20 protein-coding genes and 2 riboswitches are annotated in these 21,697 nt (G+C 42.0%); of the genes, 14 read left to right on the top strand and 6 right to left on the bottom strand.

Annotation, left to right across the window (positions count from 1 at the left end):
- Nucleotides 1–300 precede the first annotated feature (300 nt).
- From MUO15_RS04635 to cysC, 13 genes are all read left to right on the top strand, one after another.
- Nucleotides 301–804 carry a GNAT family N-acetyltransferase gene (locus MUO15_RS04635; RefSeq protein ID WP_245033866.1) on the top strand — a complete coding sequence of 168 codons (504 nt, stop codon included), beginning with the start codon at nt 301–303 and terminating at the stop codon, nt 802–804.
- 139 nt (nt 805–943) lie between these two features.
- Nucleotides 944–1,447 carry a GNAT family N-acetyltransferase gene (locus MUO15_RS04630; protein ID WP_245033864.1) on the top strand — a complete coding sequence of 168 codons (504 nt, stop codon included), beginning with the start codon at nt 944–946 and terminating at the stop codon, nt 1,445–1,447.
- Between the two features lie 119 nt (nt 1,448–1,566).
- Nucleotides 1,567–2,112 (top strand): GNAT family N-acetyltransferase, encoded by a 546-nt coding sequence (locus MUO15_RS04625; RefSeq protein WP_245033862.1) that lies wholly within the window; start codon nt 1,567–1,569, stop codon nt 2,110–2,112.
- Nucleotides 2,113–2,301: 189 nt separating this feature from the next.
- Nucleotides 2,302–2,772: a DinB family protein gene (locus MUO15_RS04620; protein WP_245033860.1), complete on the top strand. Its 471-nt coding sequence runs from the start codon at nt 2,302–2,304 to the stop codon at nt 2,770–2,772.
- A 158-nt stretch (nt 2,773–2,930) separates the two neighbouring features.
- Nucleotides 2,931–3,049: riboswitch (SAM riboswitch) on the top strand.
- A gap of 109 nt (nt 3,050–3,158) precedes the next feature.
- Nucleotides 3,159–3,890: a phosphoadenylyl-sulfate reductase gene (locus tag MUO15_RS04615; RefSeq protein WP_245033858.1), complete on the top strand. Its 732-nt coding sequence runs from the start codon at nt 3,159–3,161 to the stop codon at nt 3,888–3,890.
- A 66-nt stretch (nt 3,891–3,956) separates the two neighbouring features.
- A complete protein-coding gene (gene cobA / locus MUO15_RS04610; protein ID WP_245033856.1) occupies nt 3,957–4,733 on the top strand; it encodes a uroporphyrinogen-III C-methyltransferase in 777 nt (258 codons plus the stop codon).
- Nucleotides 4,734–4,751: 18 nt separating this feature from the next.
- Nucleotides 4,752–5,504: a sirohydrochlorin chelatase gene (locus MUO15_RS04605; RefSeq protein ID WP_245033854.1), complete on the top strand. Its 753-nt coding sequence runs from the start codon at nt 4,752–4,754 to the stop codon at nt 5,502–5,504.
- Between the two features lie 89 nt (nt 5,505–5,593).
- Nucleotides 5,594–6,403 carry a uroporphyrinogen-III synthase gene (locus MUO15_RS04600; RefSeq protein ID WP_245033852.1) on the top strand — a complete coding sequence of 270 codons (810 nt, stop codon included), beginning with the start codon at nt 5,594–5,596 and terminating at the stop codon, nt 6,401–6,403.
- An 88-nt stretch (nt 6,404–6,491) separates the two neighbouring features.
- Nucleotides 6,492–8,336 (top strand): assimilatory sulfite reductase (NADPH) flavoprotein subunit, encoded by a 1,845-nt coding sequence (locus MUO15_RS04595; RefSeq protein ID WP_245033850.1) that lies wholly within the window; start codon nt 6,492–6,494, stop codon nt 8,334–8,336.
- Nucleotides 8,337–8,577: 241 nt separating this feature from the next.
- Nucleotides 8,578–10,296, top strand: a complete 1,719-nt coding sequence (cysI, locus tag MUO15_RS04590; RefSeq protein ID WP_245033848.1) for an assimilatory sulfite reductase (NADPH) hemoprotein subunit — start codon at nt 8,578–8,580, stop codon at nt 10,294–10,296.
- Between the two features lie 63 nt (nt 10,297–10,359).
- The gene (gene sat, locus MUO15_RS04585; protein ID WP_245033846.1) at nt 10,360–11,535 is read left to right on the top strand and encodes a sulfate adenylyltransferase; all 1,176 of its coding nucleotides are present in this window, start codon (nt 10,360–10,362) and stop codon (nt 11,533–11,535) included.
- Between the two features lie 18 nt (nt 11,536–11,553).
- A complete protein-coding gene (locus MUO15_RS04580; protein WP_245033844.1) occupies nt 11,554–13,332 on the top strand; it encodes an SLC13 family permease in 1,779 nt (592 codons plus the stop codon).
- A 10-nt stretch (nt 13,333–13,342) separates the two neighbouring features.
- Complete coding sequence (cysC, locus tag MUO15_RS04575) at nt 13,343–13,945, top strand: adenylyl-sulfate kinase (RefSeq protein ID WP_245033842.1); 603 nt, start codon at nt 13,343–13,345, stop codon at nt 13,943–13,945.
- 171 nt (nt 13,946–14,116) lie between these two features.
- Here cysC and rlmN read toward each other — a convergent pair whose 3' ends face one another.
- A complete protein-coding gene (gene rlmN / locus MUO15_RS04570) occupies nt 14,117–15,202 on the bottom strand; it encodes a dual-specificity RNA methyltransferase RlmN (protein WP_245033840.1) in 1,086 nt (361 codons plus the stop codon).
- A 218-nt stretch (nt 15,203–15,420) separates the two neighbouring features.
- Between rlmN and MUO15_RS04565 the strand changes: the two genes are divergently transcribed.
- On the top strand, nt 15,421–16,077 hold the full coding sequence (locus tag MUO15_RS04565; RefSeq protein ID WP_245033838.1) for a reverse transcriptase-like protein: 657 nt from the start codon (nt 15,421–15,423) through the stop codon (nt 16,075–16,077).
- A 233-nt stretch (nt 16,078–16,310) separates the two neighbouring features.
- Here the strand turns inward: MUO15_RS04565 and prpB are convergent, their stop codons facing one another.
- From prpB to MUO15_RS04540, 5 genes are all read right to left on the bottom strand, one after another.
- Entirely contained in the window at nt 16,311–17,231 is a 921-nt protein-coding gene (gene prpB / locus MUO15_RS04560; protein WP_245033836.1) for a methylisocitrate lyase, read from the bottom strand.
- Nucleotides 17,232–17,261: 30 nt separating this feature from the next.
- Nucleotides 17,262–18,704 carry a bifunctional 2-methylcitrate dehydratase/aconitate hydratase gene (locus MUO15_RS04555; protein WP_245033834.1) on the bottom strand — a complete coding sequence of 481 codons (1,443 nt, stop codon included), beginning with the start codon at nt 18,702–18,704 and terminating at the stop codon, nt 17,262–17,264.
- 91 nt (nt 18,705–18,795) lie between these two features.
- Nucleotides 18,796–19,911 carry a citrate synthase gene (gene mmgD / locus MUO15_RS04550; protein WP_245033832.1) on the bottom strand — a complete coding sequence of 372 codons (1,116 nt, stop codon included), beginning with the start codon at nt 19,909–19,911 and terminating at the stop codon, nt 18,796–18,798.
- 66 nt (nt 19,912–19,977) lie between these two features.
- Nucleotides 19,978–20,214 carry a hypothetical protein gene (locus MUO15_RS04545; RefSeq protein WP_245033830.1) on the bottom strand — a complete coding sequence of 79 codons (237 nt, stop codon included), beginning with the start codon at nt 20,212–20,214 and terminating at the stop codon, nt 19,978–19,980.
- Between the two features lie 168 nt (nt 20,215–20,382).
- Nucleotides 20,383–20,582, bottom strand: a riboswitch (cobalamin riboswitch).
- Nucleotides 20,583–20,789: 207 nt separating this feature from the next.
- Nucleotides 20,790–21,599 carry a helix-turn-helix domain-containing protein gene (locus MUO15_RS04540; RefSeq protein ID WP_245033828.1) on the bottom strand — a complete coding sequence of 270 codons (810 nt, stop codon included), beginning with the start codon at nt 21,597–21,599 and terminating at the stop codon, nt 20,790–20,792.
- Nucleotides 21,600–21,697 lie beyond the last annotated feature (98 nt).

Raw genomic sequence — 21,697 nt, 5'->3', positions numbered from 1 at the left:
TGAAGAAAATAAAATTATGAAACAGCTTAGAAACGATTTAATGATATGAGAGCGACACTTAGGTGCAGCCATTTGTCATAAAGAGCAGCTTTTCTCAGTCTAGAACTTTAATGAAAACGACGATCTGATAATCTAATGGCGCAAATCTGGAGTAATGGTTGCGCTTTTTTCTTTGTGTACGAAGAGCCGGATTCTTAAGTGGAAAAGGAATTTCGAGGAATTAAGTCGAAGAATGTAAAGATGACATTACCCCAGACACATAGACAGATAGTTTAATAATCAGATGAAAAGGAGAATTATATGATTGAGATAAAAAGGGCATCTACCGAACATGTTGAAGGTATTTCTAGAGTTTGCTCTGAGGGGTGCCTCGATACATATAAAGGTATCAGAAGTGACGAAAATATAAGAAGGAATAATAAGAGATTTTATAATCATGAGCGAATATATCGTGAATTAAGTGAATCCGAGGGCTGGGACGGTTATATTGTAGAGCTTGATAATGGTGTAGTAGTTGGGGCTATTGGTGGAGGGAGGATCGATCTTAATAAAAGCGAGATCTATGTCTTGTACTTAGACCCTACTCGTCGTGGGGAAGGTATAGGTACCCAACTGCTACGTTACTTAACGGAAGTCCAGATTGAAAAAGGCGCAAAAGAACAATGGGTCTCTGTGCAAAAAGGAAATTATAAAGGGATTCCATTTTACGAAGCTAAGGGTTTTACTAAGAACTCAGAGAAGATGGCTTATTCTAATACATCTGATGAAAATTATGTTTCCTTAAGACTCGTAAGAAAAATTTGATCTTTTTCAGATTATTCTCCAATCGGGCACGCTTCTTATAAGCCACATTCCTTCCGTACTAGGTTCTGTTTTTAGAACATGGGGGTATCGCTTCAAAGGATTCATCAATGTAATCTCTAAATATAAGAGGGGGTTAATCGTGAAAATATTTACGGAAAGATTATCATTTCGTCGATACGAAGATAAAGATTTAGAGTTTCTTATTTCTATGTTGTCAGACCCTGAAATGGTTCGGTTTATCGGTAATGGCCATACAAAAAATAGAGAAGGTGCAAGGCAGTTTTTGGACTGGATTTATAGTACATACAGAGTTGGGTCTGATCTCGGATTAAGAGTGCTGGTTAGAAGGGAGGAAAATATCCCAGTTGGCCACGCTGGCCTTGTTCCGCAAATGATTGATGGAGTAGAAGAGCTCGAAATAGGGTATTGGATATCCCGGAAATATTGGGGGCAAGGTTACGCGAGCGAGGCTGCCGAAGCTCTTAGGAAGCATGGATTTCAACGATTCGGTAAACAGCGACTTATTGCTTTAATTCAACCTGGAAATGTAGGATCGATAGAAGTGGCTAAGAAAATTAGGATGGACTTTGAAAAGCGTACCGTGCTATCAGGGCAAGAGGTACATATTTACTCTGTGTCCTAGTCAAAACAAGCGCTTCATTTGCTGTGCGCATTTTTAAGGAAAGGGTTTCGCCGGGATATTTAACGCGACAGAGATTTAGGTAGGCCAGAATCATTTTTAAATTATGAATGGAGTATATCATGATAATAAACAAACGAGATTTTTACGTTAAGGGGATAAATTATACTGTTAGATCTGCAATCGATAGAGATGCAAAAGAATTGTCCGCACTAAGATTACAGATTGACGGCGAGACCGAAAATTTGGACAGAGAAAAAGGGGAGGCGTTCATAGATATACCGGGATTTGAACAGATTATAAAAACGGACACTGAGCATTCAAGAAACTTATTTTTAGTTGCTGTAGCTCATGATCGGATCGTTGGGTTTTCAAGATGCGAAGGAATTTATTTGAATAGATTTTCTCATAAAGTAGAATTTGGGGTATGCATATTAAAAGATTTTTGGGGATATAGGATTGGGGAAAATCTTTTAAAAGAGTCTGTTTCTTGGGCGGACGCAAATGGCATTAAAAAAATTGCTTTGAATGTTTTAGAAACAAACGATAAAGCCATTAAACTGTATAAAAAGCTTGGCTTTGAAATAGAAGGTGTATTAAAAAAAGACAAAATTCTTTCTGACGGTAAATACTATAATACTATTATTATGGGAAGATTTAAGGAATGAGGCCTTATAAAACAGTCGAGTCCATCAATTTACATAAATAAAAGGATGTTTACATGCTCAAAAATAAAAAGGTTATTATCACAGGAGCAGCCTCCGGAATTGGCAAGGAAATTGTAAACCAATGTTTATAAGAAGGTCTCAAAAATTTATTCGAGTGCACTGAAAAGATAAACAAAAGGACGGGATGAAATGAATTCTATAGAACTAGTGAAGCTAAACTTGACTGAAGTAAGAAGACGAAGTATTAAGGTATGGTCCTCTATTCCATCCGATGTACTACAATGGAGACCTGATGAAGAGGCAATGACCTCCTTAGAGATGATTCGGCACGTATTAGAGAGCGAACACTATTACCATATGGCGATTAAAAATAAAGGCAGCTTAAGCAATTTTGAATCTCCCTTTGATAATGTCCCTTTACAATCTGTTCAGAAGGAATTGGAGTTTGCAGAGCCTTATCGTGAAGCTTTTTTAGAAACGATATCAACTTACAAAGCAGAAGACCTTTCAAATATAAAGATTGATCGCTCTAATGTTGGATACATACGAAGTTTGGGGGACATGCTTTTACGGATTGCCTATCATGAATCGATACATACTGGTCAGTTATTAGACTATTTGAGAACAGCAGGTGTTCCTAGAGCTGATATTTGGGATTAATAATAGATGTAAATAATTGTCTTTATGTCAAAACTTTATGAAACGGTCTTTTTTCAGAAAGTATGAAAAATTAATAATTTTCCTTTAAACCATTGACATTTTTTCTAAAAGGGAATAATATATTTACCAATATCAAATACCACAATTTCACAATTTAATTCTTATCGCGAGAGGTGGAGGGACTGGCCCTTTGAAGCCTCGGCAACGGGTCTGATGGATCATTTATCAGAGACTGTGCCAATTCCAGCGGGTGCATTAGGCACTTGAAAGATAAGAAGATAGGTAGTTATATGTTCGCATCGAACACCTCTCTTCTTACTTTTGCTAAGAAGAGAGGTTTTTTAATGTTAAATTTACGAGCTTGCTTTAGTTAGAAGGAGGAAAATATGAGCAATAACATCGTTTCGTATGAGAATTTCTCTGGTGATCCATTTGAAAGCTGGCACCCTTCGGATGACACAAAAGGCGCTGCCAGTGTATTAGAATGGGCTTATCAGTCTTATGGTGAATCAATCGTCTATGCTTGTAGTTTCGGAGCGGAAGGTATTGTGTTGATTGATTTGATTTCTAAAGTGAAGAAAGATGCAGAAATTGTGTTTCTTGATACAGATGTTCACTTTCCAGAAACTTATGAACTGATCGAAAAAGTGAAGCGGAGATACCCGCAGCTTCACATTCATATTAAGAAACCGGATTTGACTTTAGATGAGCAAGCGAACGAGTATGGTCCAGCATTATGGAAAAAGCAGCCAGGCCAATGTTGTTATATTCGAAAAATCAAGCCGCTTGAGGATGCGCTTAGTGGGGCAACAGCCTGGATTTCAGGGCTGAGGCGAGAACAGTCTCCGAGTCGAAGTCACACTGATTTTGTAAATAAGGATGAACGGTTTCAGTCGATTAAGGTATGCCCCCTAATCTACTGGACATGGGAAGACGTTTGGGATTATATCCGAGTAAATAGCTTGGATTACAATGAATTACATGATCAAAAGTATCCAAGTATCGGTTGCATGCCTTGTACTGAGCCAGTAACTGAACAGGGGGACGATCGTTCTGGGAGATGGCAAGGGTTTAATAAAACAGAATGCGGTCTCCACACTTCAGGAAACCAGTCATAAAAATTAAGTAGATTATTTCTGTAAGCTGATTTAAAAATTCATTGCAACAAGGGGAGGAGGTGGCTTATGAAAAAAGTTTATATCGTCGGTGCAGGACCCGGTGATCCTGATTTAATTACAGTGAAAGGCTTGAAGGCCATTCAGCAGGCGGATGTCATTCTATACGATCGATTGATTAACAAAGACTTACTTGATGAAGCGAGGGACGAAGCTGAACTGATTTATTGCGGTAAGCGTCCGGATAATCATTCTTTAGACCAACAAACCATTAATGGGCTTCTTTGTGACTTTGCCTTACAAGGGAAAACAGTAACCCGCTTAAAAGGCGGGGATCCCTTCGTTTTTGGTAGAGGTGGAGAGGAAGCCGAAGAATTAGCAAAAAGGGATATTCCTTATGAAATCGTCCCTGGGATCTCATCTGGTGTAGCTGCTCCTGCTTATGCTGGTATTCCAGTCACACACCGTAACTATAGTTCGTCTGTAGCCTTCCTATCAGGAGTAAGCAAATTCGGACATGATCAGGAAGAGTATTGGGAGCATGTAGTGAAAAGCATGGACACTTTGTGCATTTATATGGGTGTCAAAAAACTTCCGGAAATTTGCGCGAGACTGATTCGACATGGCCGCGCTCCCAGTACACCGATCGCTCTGGTGGAGTGGGGGACGATGGAACATCAACGTACCGTAACAGGAACACTAGAGGACATTGTAGGGAAGGTCGAGGATCTCGAGAATCCTTCGATGATAGTCGTAGGAGAAGTCGTGAAGCTGAGGGAGCAGCTGCAATGGTTTGAACAGATGAAAGACGAGGAAGAAATGCCTGTTCCTTCTATTGTTGGTTAAAAGGAAGGGGATGGTTACATGCAAGCAGTTTTATATGTAAGCCACGGTAGCCGTGTTGAGAAGGCGCGTAAGGAAGCCGTTTCCTTGATTCAATCCGTCCAGGAGCGTATAGACGTTCCTCTTCAGGAAACCTGTTTTTTAGAACTGGCGGAACCGGATATGGCTCAAGGAATTAAGAATCTCGTCGAGCGAGGAGCCACTAGGGTTGCTATTATCCCCGTCTTATTGTTGAGTGCGGGTCACTACTATACGGATATACCGGAAGAGATTAATCGTGCGAAGCTCCGCCATCCGCACATCCATTTTGTTTATGGAAGAACGATCGGAATCCAGGATCGGGTGATTGATATTTTAGTCCAACGTGTGCAGGAAACAAAGGTGGTCCGCCATTCAGATGCGAACATCTTGCTAGTTGGAAGAGGCAGCCGTCATTCAGAGACCAAAGAATCGATGGAACAAATTGCACATAAATTATGTTCGAAAATGGACGTCGCTAATGTAAATGTCAGCTATTTAGCGGCCTGTTCACCTTCTTTTGATGAAGGATTGCAAACTTCGCTGAAAGAAGGGTGGTCACAAACTTTCGTGATTCCCTACCTTTGGTTTACCGGGCTGCTTATGAGGTCGATGCAGGACAAAATCAATGGGATGCAGGAGAAAAGTCAACAGGTGGTCCTGTGTCAATATCTTGGGAACCATCCTATAATGATCGACGCATTGACTGACCGAGTTCATGAAGCCTTGCAAAATGAGCACAGCTTGAGCCAATGATGAATCATATATGAATGATACATTGCTCCTAAGGCTGAAGTGGTGATCCATAGGAGGAGATGGATATTCCAATGATAGGGGGACGAGGTATGAATGGTTTAGATGGAAAGCAAATTGGAGTGGCTGCTGATCGGAGTGCTGAACCACTAAGCAACTTGATCCACAAAAAAGGCGGTAACCCAGTAGTTTATTCCATCCAAGGGAAACAAACGTTAAACGAACAGACTAGCTGTCAGAATATAAAAGATTATCTATCCGAAACATTTGATTGGACAATTTTTACGACAGGGATAGGAGCTAAAGCCTTGGCCGACTCGTCAGTAGAAGCGGGACTTTACCCTGCATTTATTGAAAAATTAAACGAAACGAATCTGGCAATCCGTGGAAAGAAGACACTGAATTGGTGCAAGAACAATGCTGTCCAAGTCAGTATGGTGTCCGAAGATGGAACAATGGAAAATCTCTTGAGGACATTTGCTGACGAACAAATAGCTGGCAAACGGCCACGTGTTTTTTTGCAAGCTTATAATCAAGATGATGCAAAGCTAAAGGATGAACTAGAGAAGATTGGCTGTTCGGTTTACTTGTCACAGCCTTATTTCTATGAAGCTCCTATTCCGCAAATCCTTAATGAATTAAAAAAAGCTGTCATTGAACAATCCCTTGATGCGGTAGTCTTCACAAGTAAAACACAGGTCAAAAATTTATTGGCGGATTATCCTGACACCCAAAAGATCATTCAGGCTTTCAATAAGCAAGTGCTAGCAGTGGCTGTTGGAAAAGTTACAGCAAATGAACTGAAACGTAATGGGATCTTGAACGTCCTTCAGCCCGATCATCCTAAAATGGGGCCGATGGTAGTGGCGCTTGATCGTTACTACCAGCAGGTAAACAATTGAATAAACTCTTGTTCACATTAGGTCGTGAACGAAGATAGCGATTCAGGATAAAAAATAAAAACAGAAATTTTTTGTGAGGTGGGTATATTTGCAGTTCCAGGTGATGAACAGTCCTTTTAAAGAAGAACAAGCGGAGCTACTAAATCAGGTGCTCCCAACTATGACAGAAAATCAAAAAATTTGGCTTAGCGGGTATTTAGCTAGCTCTCAGTCCACAGCATCTACTGCTACAGCTGAGCCTGTTGTACAGAATGTCTCGGAGGCCGGGGTCTCCTCTCAAAATGCAACAGAGAATGTAACACGCGAAGTGACGATCCTCTTTGGTTCGCACACTGGGAATTGCGAAGCATTGGCTGGGGAGATGTCGCAAAAGCTAGAGCAGCAGGATTACAAGGTAACGCTCTCAATGATGGATGATTTTAAGCCAAAGGCATTAAAAAAAGTTGAGGACTTACTCATTCTGACGAGCACTCATGGTGATGGAGATCCGCCAGACAATGCGATGGCTTTCTATGATTTCCTACATAGCAAAAGAGCTCCAGAGCTTGAAGACCTCAGATATTCAGTTCTCTCCTTGGGTGACAGCTCCTACGAATTCTATTGTCAAACCGGCAAAGAATTTGATAAACGACTGGAGGAATTAGGGGGGAAAAGGATTTATCCCCGTGTTGATTGCGATCTCGATTTTGAGGAGCCAGCAGAAGAATGGTTTGAGGGCGTGCTAGCTACATTAAATAATTCCAAGGAGGTTAACCGCGAAGGTGAGCAACCCTCCCAATCAGAGCGGTCAGATGCGTCAACAAATCAGCCAGCCTATTCAAGGACAAATCCGTTTAAGGCGGAAATTCTAGAAAATTTGAATCTCAATGGTCGTGGTTCGAACAAAGAAACCCGCCATCTTGAGCTAGATCTTGAAGGATCTAATTTAGAGTTTGAACCGGGTGACAGCCTCGGCATTTTCCCAGAGAATGATTCTGTCTTGGTGGATCAGCTCATTGAAGTGATGAAGTGGAATCCAGAAGACCAGGTCCCAGTGAATAAGCAAGGGGAATTGCGCCCATTGCGGGAGGCCTTAACCTCTACCTTCGAGATCACAGCCTTGACGAAACCGCTGCTTGAGAAGGTGGCACAGCTTTCTGCCAATGAGGAGCTGAATAAGCTAATAGTAGATCAGGAGGAACTAAAAGCCTATCTATATGGGCGAGATCTTATTGATTTGGTACAGGATTTTGGACTTAGGGATGTTTCAGCAGAAGAATTTATTAAGATTCTACGAAAGATTCCGCCACGCCTTTATTCGATTGCGAGTAGTTTACATGCGAACCCAGATGAGGTACACCTTACGATTGGTGCGCTAAGATATGACGCACACGGACGTAAACGAACAGGTGTCTGTTCTGGACAGTGTACGGAACGATCACAGCCCGGCGACTTGTTACCAGTTTTTATCCAACGTAATTCGAATTTCAAACTTCCTGAGAACCCAGACATACCCGTCATTATGATCGGGGCTGGGACCGGTGTCGCACCTTATCGAGCTTTCCTGGAGGAACGGGAAGAGATCGAGGCAGAAGGAGACACATGGCTATTCTTCGGCGAACAGCACTTTGTCACAGACTTCCTTTATCAGGTTGAATGGCAAAAGTGGCTTAAGGAAGGGGTGCTTTCAAGGGCAGATGTCGCATTTTCTCGTGATAGCTCTGAGAAGGTATATGTGCAACATCGTATGCTTGAGAAGAGTCGTGACCTTTATCAGTGGCTACAAGAAGGAGCGGCTGTTTATGTATGTGGTGATGAAAAGTATATGGCAAAAGATGTAGAAACGACCTTATTAACTATTCTTGAGCAAGAGGGAAACATGAGCCAAGAAGAAGCGGAAGCGTATCTTGTTGATATGCGTAAGCAGAAACGTTACCAACGCGACGTATATTAGAGGTTGTCAGATAAGCGTTGAATCTCTTCGTTGGCTTGTTTTTCCGTTACTCACGTATCTAAAGCATTTGAGGAACTTCTACGTTATGCACTTCCTGTGCAAGTCCGTTACTCAAAACTACACCGCCTCGATCTTCTTGCGACGCACAGGACGTGGCGATCTCTGTCGACCTTCTAATTCGGAAACTTTTGAACACACACTATTAACAAAAATGACAGTTTCATAGGAAAGGAGTTAAATCATGACAAACAAAGAACTTACGCACCAGGATGGACCGCCAAGCGATATGGAAAGGATTAAAGACGATAGCAACTATCTGCGCGGTTCCATTGCAGAGAGCTTTGAAGAACGTATAACTTCAGGAATTCCTGATGATGACACAAAGCTGCTAAAATTCCATGGGAGCTATCAGCAGGATGATAGAGATGTACGAAATGAACGGAAACAGCAGAAACTAGAACCAGCCTATCAATACATGGTACGCGTGCGTTTACCTGGAGGAGTAGCCACGCCCGAGCAGTGGCTTACGATGGATGACCTCGCAAACACCTATGGGAATGGGACACTAAAGCTGACTACCCGACAAACGTTTCAACTGCACGGAATTCTAAAGTGGAACATGAAAAAAAGCATGCAGGAAATCAATCATTCCTTGCTGGACACGGTGGCTGCTTGTGGTGATGTGAATAGGAATGTAATGTGTAATGTTAATCCCAATCAATCAGACGTTCATTCTGACGTATACGGATGGGCACAAAAATTAAGTGATGAGCTCTTACCAAGAACCAAAGCCTATCATGAGATTTGGCTTGATGAAGAAAAAGTGATAGATAGCCGCGAAGCCGAAGGTGAAATAGAGCCGATGTACGGTCCCTTATATTTGCCGCGAAAATTCAAAATTGGCATTGCTGTTCCCCCTTCCAATGACGTAGATGTTTTTTCTCAAGATCTTGGCTTTATTGCTGTCATGGAAGAAGGGAAATTACTAGGATTTAACGTTGCTGTCGGTGGGGGCATGGGGATGACCCATGGCGACACAAATACTTATCCTCAAGTGTCTCGAGTGATCGGCTTCTGTCCAGCCGATCAAATCGTAGAGGTAGCAGAGAAGGTCATCACGATTCAACGCGATTATGGAAACCGCTCCGAAAGAAAGAATGCTCGCTTTAAGTACACGATTGATAAAAGAGGGATCGATTGGCTGATCAATGAACTCCAGGCCAGATTAGGGTGGAATCTTGGAGAGGCGCGTCCTTATCATTTCGAGCACAACGGCGACAGCTATGGCTGGATGAAGGGCGATAGTAAATGGCATCTGACTCTATTTATTCAGAATGGACGCATCAAAGATTTAGAAGACTATCAACTTATGACAGGGCTTAGGGAAATTGCTAAAATCCATACTGGAGACTTCCGGCTCACTCCGAATCAGAATCTCATCATTGCTGACGTCACTGAGGAGATGAAACCGGAGATCGTTGAATTGGTCAGCGCATATGGGCTGACGGATGGGAAACACAATTCAGCATTGCGCAGAAATTCGATGGCATGTGTAGCGTTTCCGACTTGCGGACTGGCAATGGCCGAATCAGAACGTTATCTTCCCTTACTAGTCGATAAGATCGAGGGGATCCTTGATGAGGCTGGACTCAGGGAAGAAGAAATTGTCATCCGTATGTCAGGCTGCCCTAATGGCTGTTCTCGTCCGGGCCTAGGTGAAATCGCCTTTATTGGCAAAGCACCTGGAAAATATAACATGTATTTGGGGGCTGGATTCACGGGGGATCGATTGAACAAGTTGTACCGAGAGAATATCGGAGAGGAAGAGATCTTAGAGACACTAAGGCCTATTCTGTTTCAATATGCCAAACAACGCCAGGAAAATGAGCACTTTGGTGATTATGTCGTCCGTGCTGGTTATGTGGAAGAAGTGAGCTCAGGCGTTAATTTTCATAAATAAAGGAAAAGAAGCTTTTCAAACAAATTGTTTTCAAATGATTATGACTACAGGGAGGTTTCAATCATGACAGTAACGCAAACAGAACGCACAATGATTAAGCCGCACGGGGGAGAGCTCGTAAACCGGGAATTGGTTGGTTCACAAAGAGAAGCTTATTTAAATAAAGCAAGTTCATTGAAATCACTAAAATTGAATGCCTGGAGCTTATCAGATCTAGAACTGATCGCTATTGGCGGTTTCAGCCCGTTAACTGGCTTTATGGGAGAAGCCGATTACACACGAGTTGTTGAGGAGATGCGACTCGAGAATGGAACAGTCTGGAGTGTCCCTATAACCTTACACGTGACTCAAGAGCAAGCGGATAAATATGAGATTGGGTCAGATATTGCGCTTGTTGGAGAAGACGAAGTCGTTTATGGTGTGCTCGAATTGGAAGAAAAGTACACATATGACAAGGAAAAAGAAGCAAGTCAGGTTTACGGCACAACGGATGCAGCCCATCCCGGTGTGAAAAATCTCTATGATAAAGGTGAAATCCATCTTGCGGGCCCGATTCATTTACTAAACCGTCCTAGTCATGGTGGGTTTGAGGACTTTTATCTTGATCCATCTGAAACAAGGAAAATGTTTGCTGATTTAGGCTGGAAAACAGTCGTTGGTTTTCAGACACGTAATCCGGTCCACCGTGCACATGAATATATTCAAAAATGTGCGCTTGAATCGGTAGATGGCTTATTGTTAAACCCATTGGTGGGTGAAACAAAGTCGGATGATATATCTGCGGAAATCCGTATGGAGAGCTATCAAGTAATTTTGAAAAATTACTATCCAAAAGATCGGACTCGGCTTGTGATCTATCCTGCAGCAATGAGGTATGCGGGTCCAAAAGAGGCGATTTTGCATGCAATTGTCCGCAAAAATTATGGCTGTACGCATTTTATTGTCGGGCGTGATCATGCCGGTGTTGGTGACTATTATGGCACATACGAAGCGCAAGAATTTATTGCTCAGTTTGAAGAAGAACTAGGTATTCAAATCTTCAAATTTGAACACGCGTTCTTTTGTACCAAGTGTGAGAACATGGGTACAGCAAAAACGTGTCCGCACGGGAAAGATGATCACGTTCATCTTAGCGGGACAAAAGTCCGTGAAAAACTTCGTAATGGGGAGGAACTGCCGAAAGAGTTTTCTCGTCCAGAAGTTGCCGCCGTGCTCATTAAAGGCATGAAAGAAAATTAATCAAATGGATGTTATCTCATGTCATTCGAGATGATCTTTGTTTTAGTCATGATTATAGCTATGTTAGGCGGGCTGCTTTTTGAAATAGCGCGACCTGACATAGTCGTCTTCTCAGTGCTTACTATTTTTTTGATAACGGGTATCCTCACTCCAGAGGAGGCACTGAGGGGATTTTCCAATCAAGGAATGCTCACCATTGCCCTCTTGTTTGTTGTGGCAGGGGCTGTACAGAAAAGTGGGATCATTGAAGACATGATGAAATCCTGGCTTGGTAGAAGTAAAAGTTTGCTAGGTTCCATGGTGCGTTTTTTTGTTCCTACGTCTCTTCTTTCCGGGTTTCTAAATAACACGCCCATTGTCGTTACTTTTACACCCATGATTAAAACATGGTGTGAGGAACATGATATTGCACCTTCAAAGTTTTTGATCCCCCTATCCTACGCAACGATTCTCGGTGGGACAATTACCTTGATGGGAACATCTACAAATCTAGTCGTTCATGGCATGTTAGTTGATTATGGTTATCAGGGTTTCTCTATCTTCCAGTTAGCTGTTATTGGGATCCCCATAGCAATTGTGGGACTTGTCTATATTTTTACAGTGGGTTATAAATTATTACCTGAACACAAGGGGCTTCGCCAGCAAGTCAAAGAGGATTCTAGAGAGTATATTTCGGAGTTAATCGTTGAATCAACTTTTCCTTCTATTAATCAAAGTGTTAAGCAAGCCGGACTTAGAGGCTTGGAAGGACTCTATTTAATCGAAATTATTCGTGGAAAGGAACGGATATCTCCTGTCCGTTCTACCACTGTCATCCAAACGGGAGATCGATTGATTTTTACGGGGTTAATTTCTACAATGGCGGATTTACAGCATACGAAAGGGTTAACCTTAAAGACAGGGACCCACTTAGATCTTGATGATTTAAACAACGGCAATACGCAGCTCGTCGAAGCTGTTGTTTCGCATCAATCTTCTTTATTAACTGCGTCTATTAAACAAGCACAGTTTCGATCAAGGTATGATGCTGGTGTAATTGCCGTCCATCGGAATAATGAACGGATTGAAAGTAAAATTGGTGATATTGTGCTTAAACCAGGGGACATATTACTACTGCTAGCGGGTACAGATTTTATTGAAAAATATCAACAGTCGAGTGATTTCTATGTGTTGTCTCCCTTGGATACCCCGCATCCCTTTAATCGAAACCCTGTTAAAGGTTGGTTGTCTATCATCATACTACTAACGATGATCACGCTGGTGACACTGGGTGTATTTAGTATGTTTAAAGCCATGGCTATAGCAGTGATTCTGTTATTAGTAACAAGGGTGATTACAGCGGAGGAAGCCAAGAAGTATATCCAGTTTCAGGTATTGCTCCTGATTGCCAGTTCCTTCGGGGTCGGGGTGGCTATGACGAAAACGGGGCTGGCTCAATGGATTGCGGATGGATTATTGGCGATAGGAGAGCCGCTAGGATTGTTTGTGATCATCCTATTCATTTATCTGCTAACGAACATTTTTACCGAGTTAATTACAAATAGTGCTGCCGCGATATTAATGATTCCAATTGGCTTAAAAATGGCCAGCAGCTTGCAACTTGATCCTATGGGGTTCGCCGTTACGATCGCTATTGCAGCATCTGCTAGTTTTATCACACCTATTGGCTATCAGACAAACCTTATTGTCTATGGACCAGGCGGATATAAGTTTACTGATTATATTAAAGTAGGAACCCCCTTAAGTTTAATCGTGATGGCGATTACCGTCACGATTGTCTATTACGGATGGTTTTAGGAGGAAAAAGATGAGTGAATCAACAAACATTGTATGGCATGAGTCAGAAGTTACGAAGCAAGATAGACGAGAGCTAAAAAAACATAAGAGTGTCGTTTTATGGTTCACGGGGTTATCTGGATCAGGGAAATCTACAGTATCTGTAGCATTAGAAAAAGAACTTCATGGATTGGGTGTCCACACGTACCGTTTGGATGGAGATAACGTTCGTCACGGTTTAAATAAAAATTTAGGTTTCAGCCCTGAAGACCGTAAGGAGAATATTCGTCGCATTGGAGAAGTAGCCAATCTTATGGTTGATGCAGGACTAGTCACTCTAACGGCATTTATTTCTCCTTACCGAGAGGATCGGGATCATGCCAGAGAGTTACTTGGAGAGAAGGAATTCATTGAAATTTATGTGGAATGCAGCGTAGAAGCATGTGAAGAACGTGACCCTAAAGGGTTATATAAAAAAGCACGTGCTGGTGAAATTAAAGGTTTTACTGGAATTGATGCACCGTATGAGGAGCCTATCCATCCAGAGGTTACGATAGAAACGGATAAACAAACGTTGGAGGAATCCGTCCAGCTAATCGTCAACTATTTGAAACAAAAGGGGTATATTGGGTAATCGTCGTTGTTCATTTTAATTGATTACATATCTCATTATGGCGGGATCTTAAGGTTGCAATACAATTAACCTAAGGTTGATTCCAAGACAAATGCAGGCCAAACAAATTAGATTTAATGAGGTCCCCATATAAGTGGATATAAAAAGCATGAGGCTAGGAGCCTCATGCTTTTAGTTTGCCTGTAATTTTTTCTTTTTACGGGCTTTTTCTTTTTCAATTTGTTTGCTTCTGAGTTGGCCGCATGCCGCATCGATGTCAGTTCCGTGCTCGGTACGAACACCGCATCTAATCCCGCGATCCATCAAGGTTTGATAGAAGGTGAGAATTGCCTCTTTCTCACTTCGTTCATACGGGTTGTCTGCGACTGGGTTATACGGTATTAGGTTGACGTATGATAAGTGACGTTTATTGGCGAGGAGATCAGCGAGCTGTTCGGCTTCTTTCTTATGATCGTTGACGTCCTTCAACAAAATATACTCGAAGGTAATGCGTCGGTTCGTTTTTTCTAAATAGTAATCGATCGCAGGCATTAATTTTTCCAGCGGATACGCCCGATTGATCTTCATGATTTTTGTTCGCAGCTCGTTGTTCGGAGCGTGGATTGATAAGGCTAAATTAATCTGGATCCCTTCATCCGCAAACTCGTACATCTTCGGTGCGATCCCACTTGTGGAAACGGTAATGTGACGGGCACCGATCGATAACCCTTTTTGATCGTTGACTACGTGTAAAAAGTCGATCAAGTTATCATAGTTATCAAATGGTTCGCCAATGCCCATGACGACAATGTGACTGACGCGTTCGTCTTTGTTCTGTTGATCGAGGTGCTGCTGTACTTGCATAATTTGTTCGACAATCTCACCACTTGATAAGTCACGATTTTTACGTAACACTCCGCTCGCACAGAACGAGCAGCCGATATTACAGCCGACCTGTGTCGTCACACAAACCGAAAGTCCATAATTAAAACGCATAAGCACGGTTTCAATGACGTTTCCATCGTGTAATTTAAACAGGAATTTAACCGTCCCGTCCTTCGATTCTTGTTTGATTTCTTCTGTTAACGTTTCGATCGTAAAGTGTTCATCGAGGAGATCGATGCTGGATTGGTTGACATTTTTCATTTGCGAAAATTCAGTGACACGTTTTTGATAGAGCCAGTCCCACACTTGTTTGGAGCGGAACTTCTTTTCTCCGTGATCCGTAAGCCAGTCTGTCAGTTGTTCAAACGTCAATCCGTAAATGGATCGTTTCATAAATACGCCCCTCTTTTAAAAAATCGCTATTCCTATAATAATCGATTTCGAAGGAGTAAACAACCAAGAAGCTATTATCATAATTTTAAATCAATTTTGGTGGGGAACGTATAAGTATGGAGTCTAGCTATTGTGAAAGTCAGTTTAAAATGAAATAATTTTGCCTAAGGTAGGGCACAATTGTAGAGTCATTATATCCTAGAAAAGGTGGTCTTATTATGAAGGTTAGAATCGAATTAACATATAAAACACCAAAAGGGACAGATACAACATTTAGTTCTGATGATGTCCATGCAGGAAAAGCCATATTAATCGCTGAAGATTTAGAGAGCATAGGGCGCACGAAGAATGTAACGTTCATCGACAGCCTTGAAAGTTCGTGGACGTTGAAGGAATTAAAGAAATATATGGAGGGAATTCAAACGGAACCACACAACGTAACCGTTTATTTTGACGGTGGTTTCGACCTAGAAACAAAAAAATCAGGTTTAGGTTGTGCCATTTATTATGAGCAAAATGGAAAATCATTTCGGTTGCGAAAAAACGCCTTAGTTGAAGAACTTGATACAAATAACGAGGCTGAGTATGCTGCCCTTCATCTAGGATTACGAGAATTAGAGCTTTTAAATGTTCATCATTTGAATGTTAAGTTTGTCGGTGATTCCCAGGTTGTTATCAATCAATTAAATGGAGAGTGGCCGTGTTTAGAAGAGGAATTGTCAAAATGGGCTGACCGAGTTGAGAATAAGCTCAAGCTGCTAGGTATTCATCCAGATTATGAATTAATTTCACGAAAAGGGAATCGGGAAGCGGACAGACTAGCATCACAAGCCTTAAAAGAAATTGAGATCACGAGTACAATGGAGACAAACTAGAAGAGGGACTTTAAAAAGCAAACTATGAAAACAAAATAAATAGGCTTCCAGGAAGGTCGCAATTCTGAATAATTAGCGAGCTTAAAAAGGAAGTTCAGTTAGACTCCGAGGTTGTCCCGTAACTGTATTTGGGAGTGGGAAGATTTCAACTTTTCGAAATAGATTGAGATGTATAAACGTACAAAAGTCCCATTCTTTGCATCATGCAGAGAACGGGACTTTTGTATTTAAGTTTACTTCCTTTCTTTACCGATTTCAGGTAGTTCGGTTTGGGCGATCTTTTGATCGAGTTGTTCATAATCATAGTAGCGAATCTTTTCGTACAGTTCCTCACGCGTTTGCATATCGTCAAGCATATCCTCCTGGGCACCTTTTTCAAAAATCTCCGTGAAGACGCGTTCGTATGCTTTAGCTGCCACACGTAAGGAAGTGACCGGGTAGATCACCATGCCGAAACCAAACGACTCGAATTCTTCGGCAGTAAAATAGGGTGTTTTTCCGAATTCAGTCATGTTGGCTAATAACGGTGCAGCAATCACTTGCGAAGCTCTGCGGAAGTCTTCCTCACTCGTCAGCGCTTCTGGGAAAATGGCGTCGGCTCCTGCCTCGATATATAGATTGGCGCGTTCAGTGGCCTTGTCGATGCCTTCTACTGACTTTGCATCTGTCCTTGCGATGATCACAAGGGTAGGGGACACCTCTTTAATCGTCTTAATTTTTTGTACCATCTCTTCCGGGTCGATCAGTTTTTTACCGTTTAAATGTCCACATTTTTTAGGGAGATGCTGATCTTCAATCTGAACAGCAGCTACTCCTGCTTCTACCATCTCTCTCGCCGTTCGGGCCACGTTTAATACACCGCCGTAGCCGGTATCAATATCGACTAAAAGGGGGAGGTCAGTCGCACGCACCAGTTCGGTAGCTTTGTCTGCTACCTCATTGGAGTAAATCATTCCTAAGTCGGGCAGAGCTCGACTGGCTGTGTAAGCAGCACCTGAAAGATATAATGCCTGAAAACCGACATCCTTTGCAATTTTAGCTGACATTCCGTCATGGGCGCCAGGGATTCTTACTATTTCACTTTTCTTAATAAGGTGTTTGAGTTTTTCAGCACGCTCGATCTGTGTTGATTTTGGTTCCACAATCCAAGTCATTACAATGCCTCCTTGGCTAAATATACATAATTAAATTCTAAACAAGTTCATAAATTCGTGAACAGGTTTAAGTGAAAGTTCTTTTTGATCTTCACACAGCCTATAAATATCTTTGACTTGACGAGCAGGGAAACTCGTTTTTAAGTTGTCGTGGAACTTGTTTAATAGAAGCGGGATTCCTTCTTCACGACGGCGGCGGTGTCCGATCGGGTATTCAATCGCTACCTGTTCTGTTTTCGATCCATCATTGAAAAAGACTTGTACGGCGTTAGCGATCGATCGTTTGTCAGCATCGAGGTAATCTTGACTGTATTGTTCATTTTCTACCGTTTCCATCAGACTTCTTAATCGATCAATTTGAGGGTTGTGGGCGGTTTCATCTTCATAATGATCCGCTGTTAACGAGCCGTAAATTAAGCCTGTCGCTGTAATATACTGCAAGCAATGGTCGCGGTCCGCTGGATTATGCAGAGGACCTTTCTTATCAATGATTCGAATAGCAGACTCGTGGGTTGTTATTTCTATTTTTTCAATCTCATCCAATCGATCAGTCACTTGATCATGAAGTTGAATCGCTGCTTCGGCTGCCGTTTGCGCATGGAACTCGGCTGGATAAGAAATCTTAAATAAGATATTTTCCATTACATAGGAGTCAAATGGGCGGGCAATCGTCAATTCTTTCCCGTCAAAAAGTACATCCTGGAAACCCCAGCCTGGTGCAGATAATGGGGTTTTGTATCCCATTTCCCCCTTCATCGTCATAAGGGCCAGTCGAACTCCGCGGCTTGTCGCATCCCCAGCAGCCCAAGATTTTCTTGAACCCGTATTTGGTGCGTGACGATATGTTCGAAGGCTGGAGTTATCCACCCACGCTTGGGAAACGGCATTGGCGACGTCTTCTTTGCTTCCGCCTAACATCGCCGTAACGACAGCGGTTGTTGCCACTTTTACATACAAAACATGATCTAAGCCTTGACGGTTCAGACTATTATCTAATGCCAGAACGCCCTGTATTTCGTGCGCTTTTACGATGTACTCCAACACAGAGTCCATCGTAAGAGGTACCTTGGCTTCAGCGACACGCTCGCGGCTTAAGTAATCGGCCACAGCTAAAATGCCCCCAAGGTTGTCAGAAGGATGCCCCCATTCGGCTGCAAGCCACGTATCGTTGTAATCGAGCCAGCGGATCATACATCCAATGTTGAACGCGGCATGGACAGGGTCTAGTTTATACTGTGTTCCTGGCACTTGAACGCCGTTAGGAACGACCGTCCCAGGTACAATCGGGCCAAGGTGTTTGGTGCATTCTGGGTAACGAAGCGCCAGTAAACCACACCCTAAGGTATCCATTAATACATAACGCGCTGTCTTGAGCGCTTCCTCACTCGAAATCGTTCCATTGACCGCATAATCGGCAATTTGTTCCACTACTTGATCTGTTGATTGAGCTGTGTTCATTTTCACTTCTGTCATAACATTCTCCACCTCTCTTTAAAAATATGTACAGTGCCTCTCCGCCCGGTCGCAGCCGATCGGAGAGAAAGAAAAGTCAACTATCGCTTTTTTAAGGGTGAAGCCCACGTGGTCCTGTGTAATGTACGCGAGGTCTAAACAATTTATTATTGGAATGTTGTTCAAAAATGTGAGCACACAAACCTAATGTACGGGATGCGTAGAAGATCGGTGTGTACAGTTCGATTGGAATATCAAGCAAATAATAAACAGGTGCTGCGTAATAATCCAAATTTGGATATAAACCTTTTTCTTCACGTATAAGGGTTTCTCCTGCTTCACACATTTCGAATAAATCCATACGCCCTTTGTCCTCAGCAAGTTCGCGTAAGGCTTCCTTCATCAATGCAGCCCTTGGATCCATTTTCTTCATATAAACTCGGTGACCGAACCCCATCACTTTTTCTTTGTTTTTCAGCTTCTTATAGAGCAGGTAACGGAAACCTTCGATCGTTTCTCCTTCAAGCAGCATATACATGACCGCCTCATTGGCACCGCCATGTAAGTTTCCTTTTAAAGATGCCACGGCCCCAGTTAGAGCCCCGCAAATATCAGCATTCGTGGAGGCGATGACTCGTGCAGCAAAGGTGGAGTTCGGCATTTCATGTTCACTATAGACCATCAATGACTGATCGAAAATAGCTGCTTCACGTGCATTCGGTTCTTTTCCAGTAATCATATATAAAAAGTTATCACTATAAGGTAAGTCTTGTTTAGGCTTTACTGGCTTTTGGCCATGAAGAATATGGTAACTGTTTGCAACGATATTTGGGATTTTTGCCAAAAGAAGAATCGCTTTCTTTAAGTTTTCTTCTTCATTGCGCTCGTTTAACCTCTCATCATATCCTGAAAGCGCTGAAATCCCCGTACGTAATGCATCCATGGGGTGCGTTTTTTCCGGAAGCTGCTCAAACAGCCTAAAGAATTTGGGAGGAAGACGATATTCCTGCTTTAGTTCTTGCTGAAGTGATGCTCGTTCGCTATCATTAGGTAATGAACAATGTAACAAAAGATGGACCAAATCCAGGTATTTCTTTTCCTCCGCCAACTCGATTAATTCATACCCTCTGATCACAATTTCTTCAGCTTCTACATCCAAATAAGAAATGCCCGTTTCTGCAGCAATGACTCCGTCTAGACCGGGTTTATACACAGTTTGTTCTGCCATCAATGACCCTCCTAATATTGTCAACGCTAGGAAACCGCTTACAAAAGAGATGAATCCTTTATCCCTTTATAAGTCCCCATCTTCCTTTTTAGGGGTTCTAAATACCTCTTCATATATTTTCTCATAAGCCTTTTCGAGATTTTGTAAGTACACTTCTTTTTTCTCGGGTTTATATTCCTGGTTCATAACCTCAGCTCTCCACTGTGAATACTTTGTTCGCAATGGACAGCTTTGATCTGTAGCTAAATTGTTCATAATATAAGCTTTAAATAATTGGGAATAATACTCGACTGAACCAAACAAAGGGTACCTCCTCAAGCATGATGGTCACTAGATTTTTTAACCATTAAAAAAACAACTTCCAAAAGAAGTTGTTAAGCTGCGTATATTAAAATAAAACATGGTAATGAAACAAACCATGTAGCATTCCTGCTATTCTCGCCCTTAACACCTCCTGTCCGCGTAGGTTTTAGTGTTCGCTAAAAACAGGCAGGTCTCCTGGCTTATGATCATCGCTCCTCGAACCTTCCCATTTCCATACTCCATGAAAACAGTGGTTTATTCGAATTGCTCCCAAATACAGTTGCGGGACAGCGTCGGGTTCTAACCGAACTTCCCTTTTAAGCAGCTAAATGAATTCACTGAGCTGCACCTATTTCTACACCTATACAATTGTCTTCTTAAATATATCAAGTATTTTAAAAATTAACAAGAGTCCATCAGTTATTTTAATGGAATATTTTAGATGTCAAGTGTGGATGTCTGAGGACTTGTCATATCATTGTGAAGGTAGTTCGAAAAAAAACAGGATTTGAACTAATGTACAAACTAAAGAATTTAGCTTAATAAAATAGATTTCAACAAATAGAATTAAAAAATCAAGCTTCTTCATTTAACCAGTCATAATAAACGTTCGATGGGTCGGCCATGACCTCTTCCCGAACGATTTGAATGAAGGTTTCTTTTAGGCTTCCGTAAAAATAGCCAAGAAATGTTTTCCTGATTAATCCATGATGCTTTGCAAAAACGGATTGTTTGAATGTCTTATTAATCCTCTCGATGTAATATTCAATCGGTTGATTCAGGTTCGCTTTATTATAGGCACGTTGTACACTTTGCCAGGCTGATAAAATCTCCTTCGGTGATAAAAATGGACGAGCGACTTCAATAAAGGTTTCAGGTATGTAAGAAGGTAAATAGTCCGTGTCGAACACAGGTGCGCTTTTTTCTATATGAGTCTTGCTTTGCTCCGTTTCCGTTTCAGGTAAGAGATTCTCCTTAGGGGCATCGCCTTGGTGAGAAGAGGCTTGGGAGACGGGAGCGGACTCTTGTTTGATTTCTGTTTCTGGTAATCGTTCATCCCCATCTGCACGAAATACAAGGATGTTGACTCCTCGTTTCCCGTTTGGCCGGATGGTGGGTACGCGTGTGGGTAGCTGTTTGTTTACTAAGCAATTGATCGCCCGGATTACGGTGCTCCGGCTTTTGTTCGTTTTCTTCTGGATGGTTTCTAGTTTTGCGAAGGAAACACCTGGATATTTTACGGAATGCCGCCAAATATAACGTAAGACGGCAAGGGTTCCTTCTGAAAGTTCTTGTTTGTGGTGGAATAAGAACCCTCGAACGCGGAGGTTCAGTTCTTTCGTATTTGGAAACGATTGAAGGTTGCGAACAGCTTCTATATTCATCTTCCATTCATCCTCATTTCAGTTGGTCTACTTTTATAATCGAAATGAGGGAGCAGGTTGGTGTCGCTTCTGGTCTGAAAATGTGACTTTATTTGGTG

The sequence above is a fragment of the Halobacillus amylolyticus genome (genome assembly GCF_022921115.1).
GTDB classification, from domain to species: Bacteria; Bacillota; Bacilli; order Bacillales; family Halobacillaceae; genus Halobacillus_A; species Halobacillus_A amylolyticus.
Note: the sequence above shows the minus strand (reverse complement) of the source record. Positions and strands in the feature narration are given on the sequence as shown.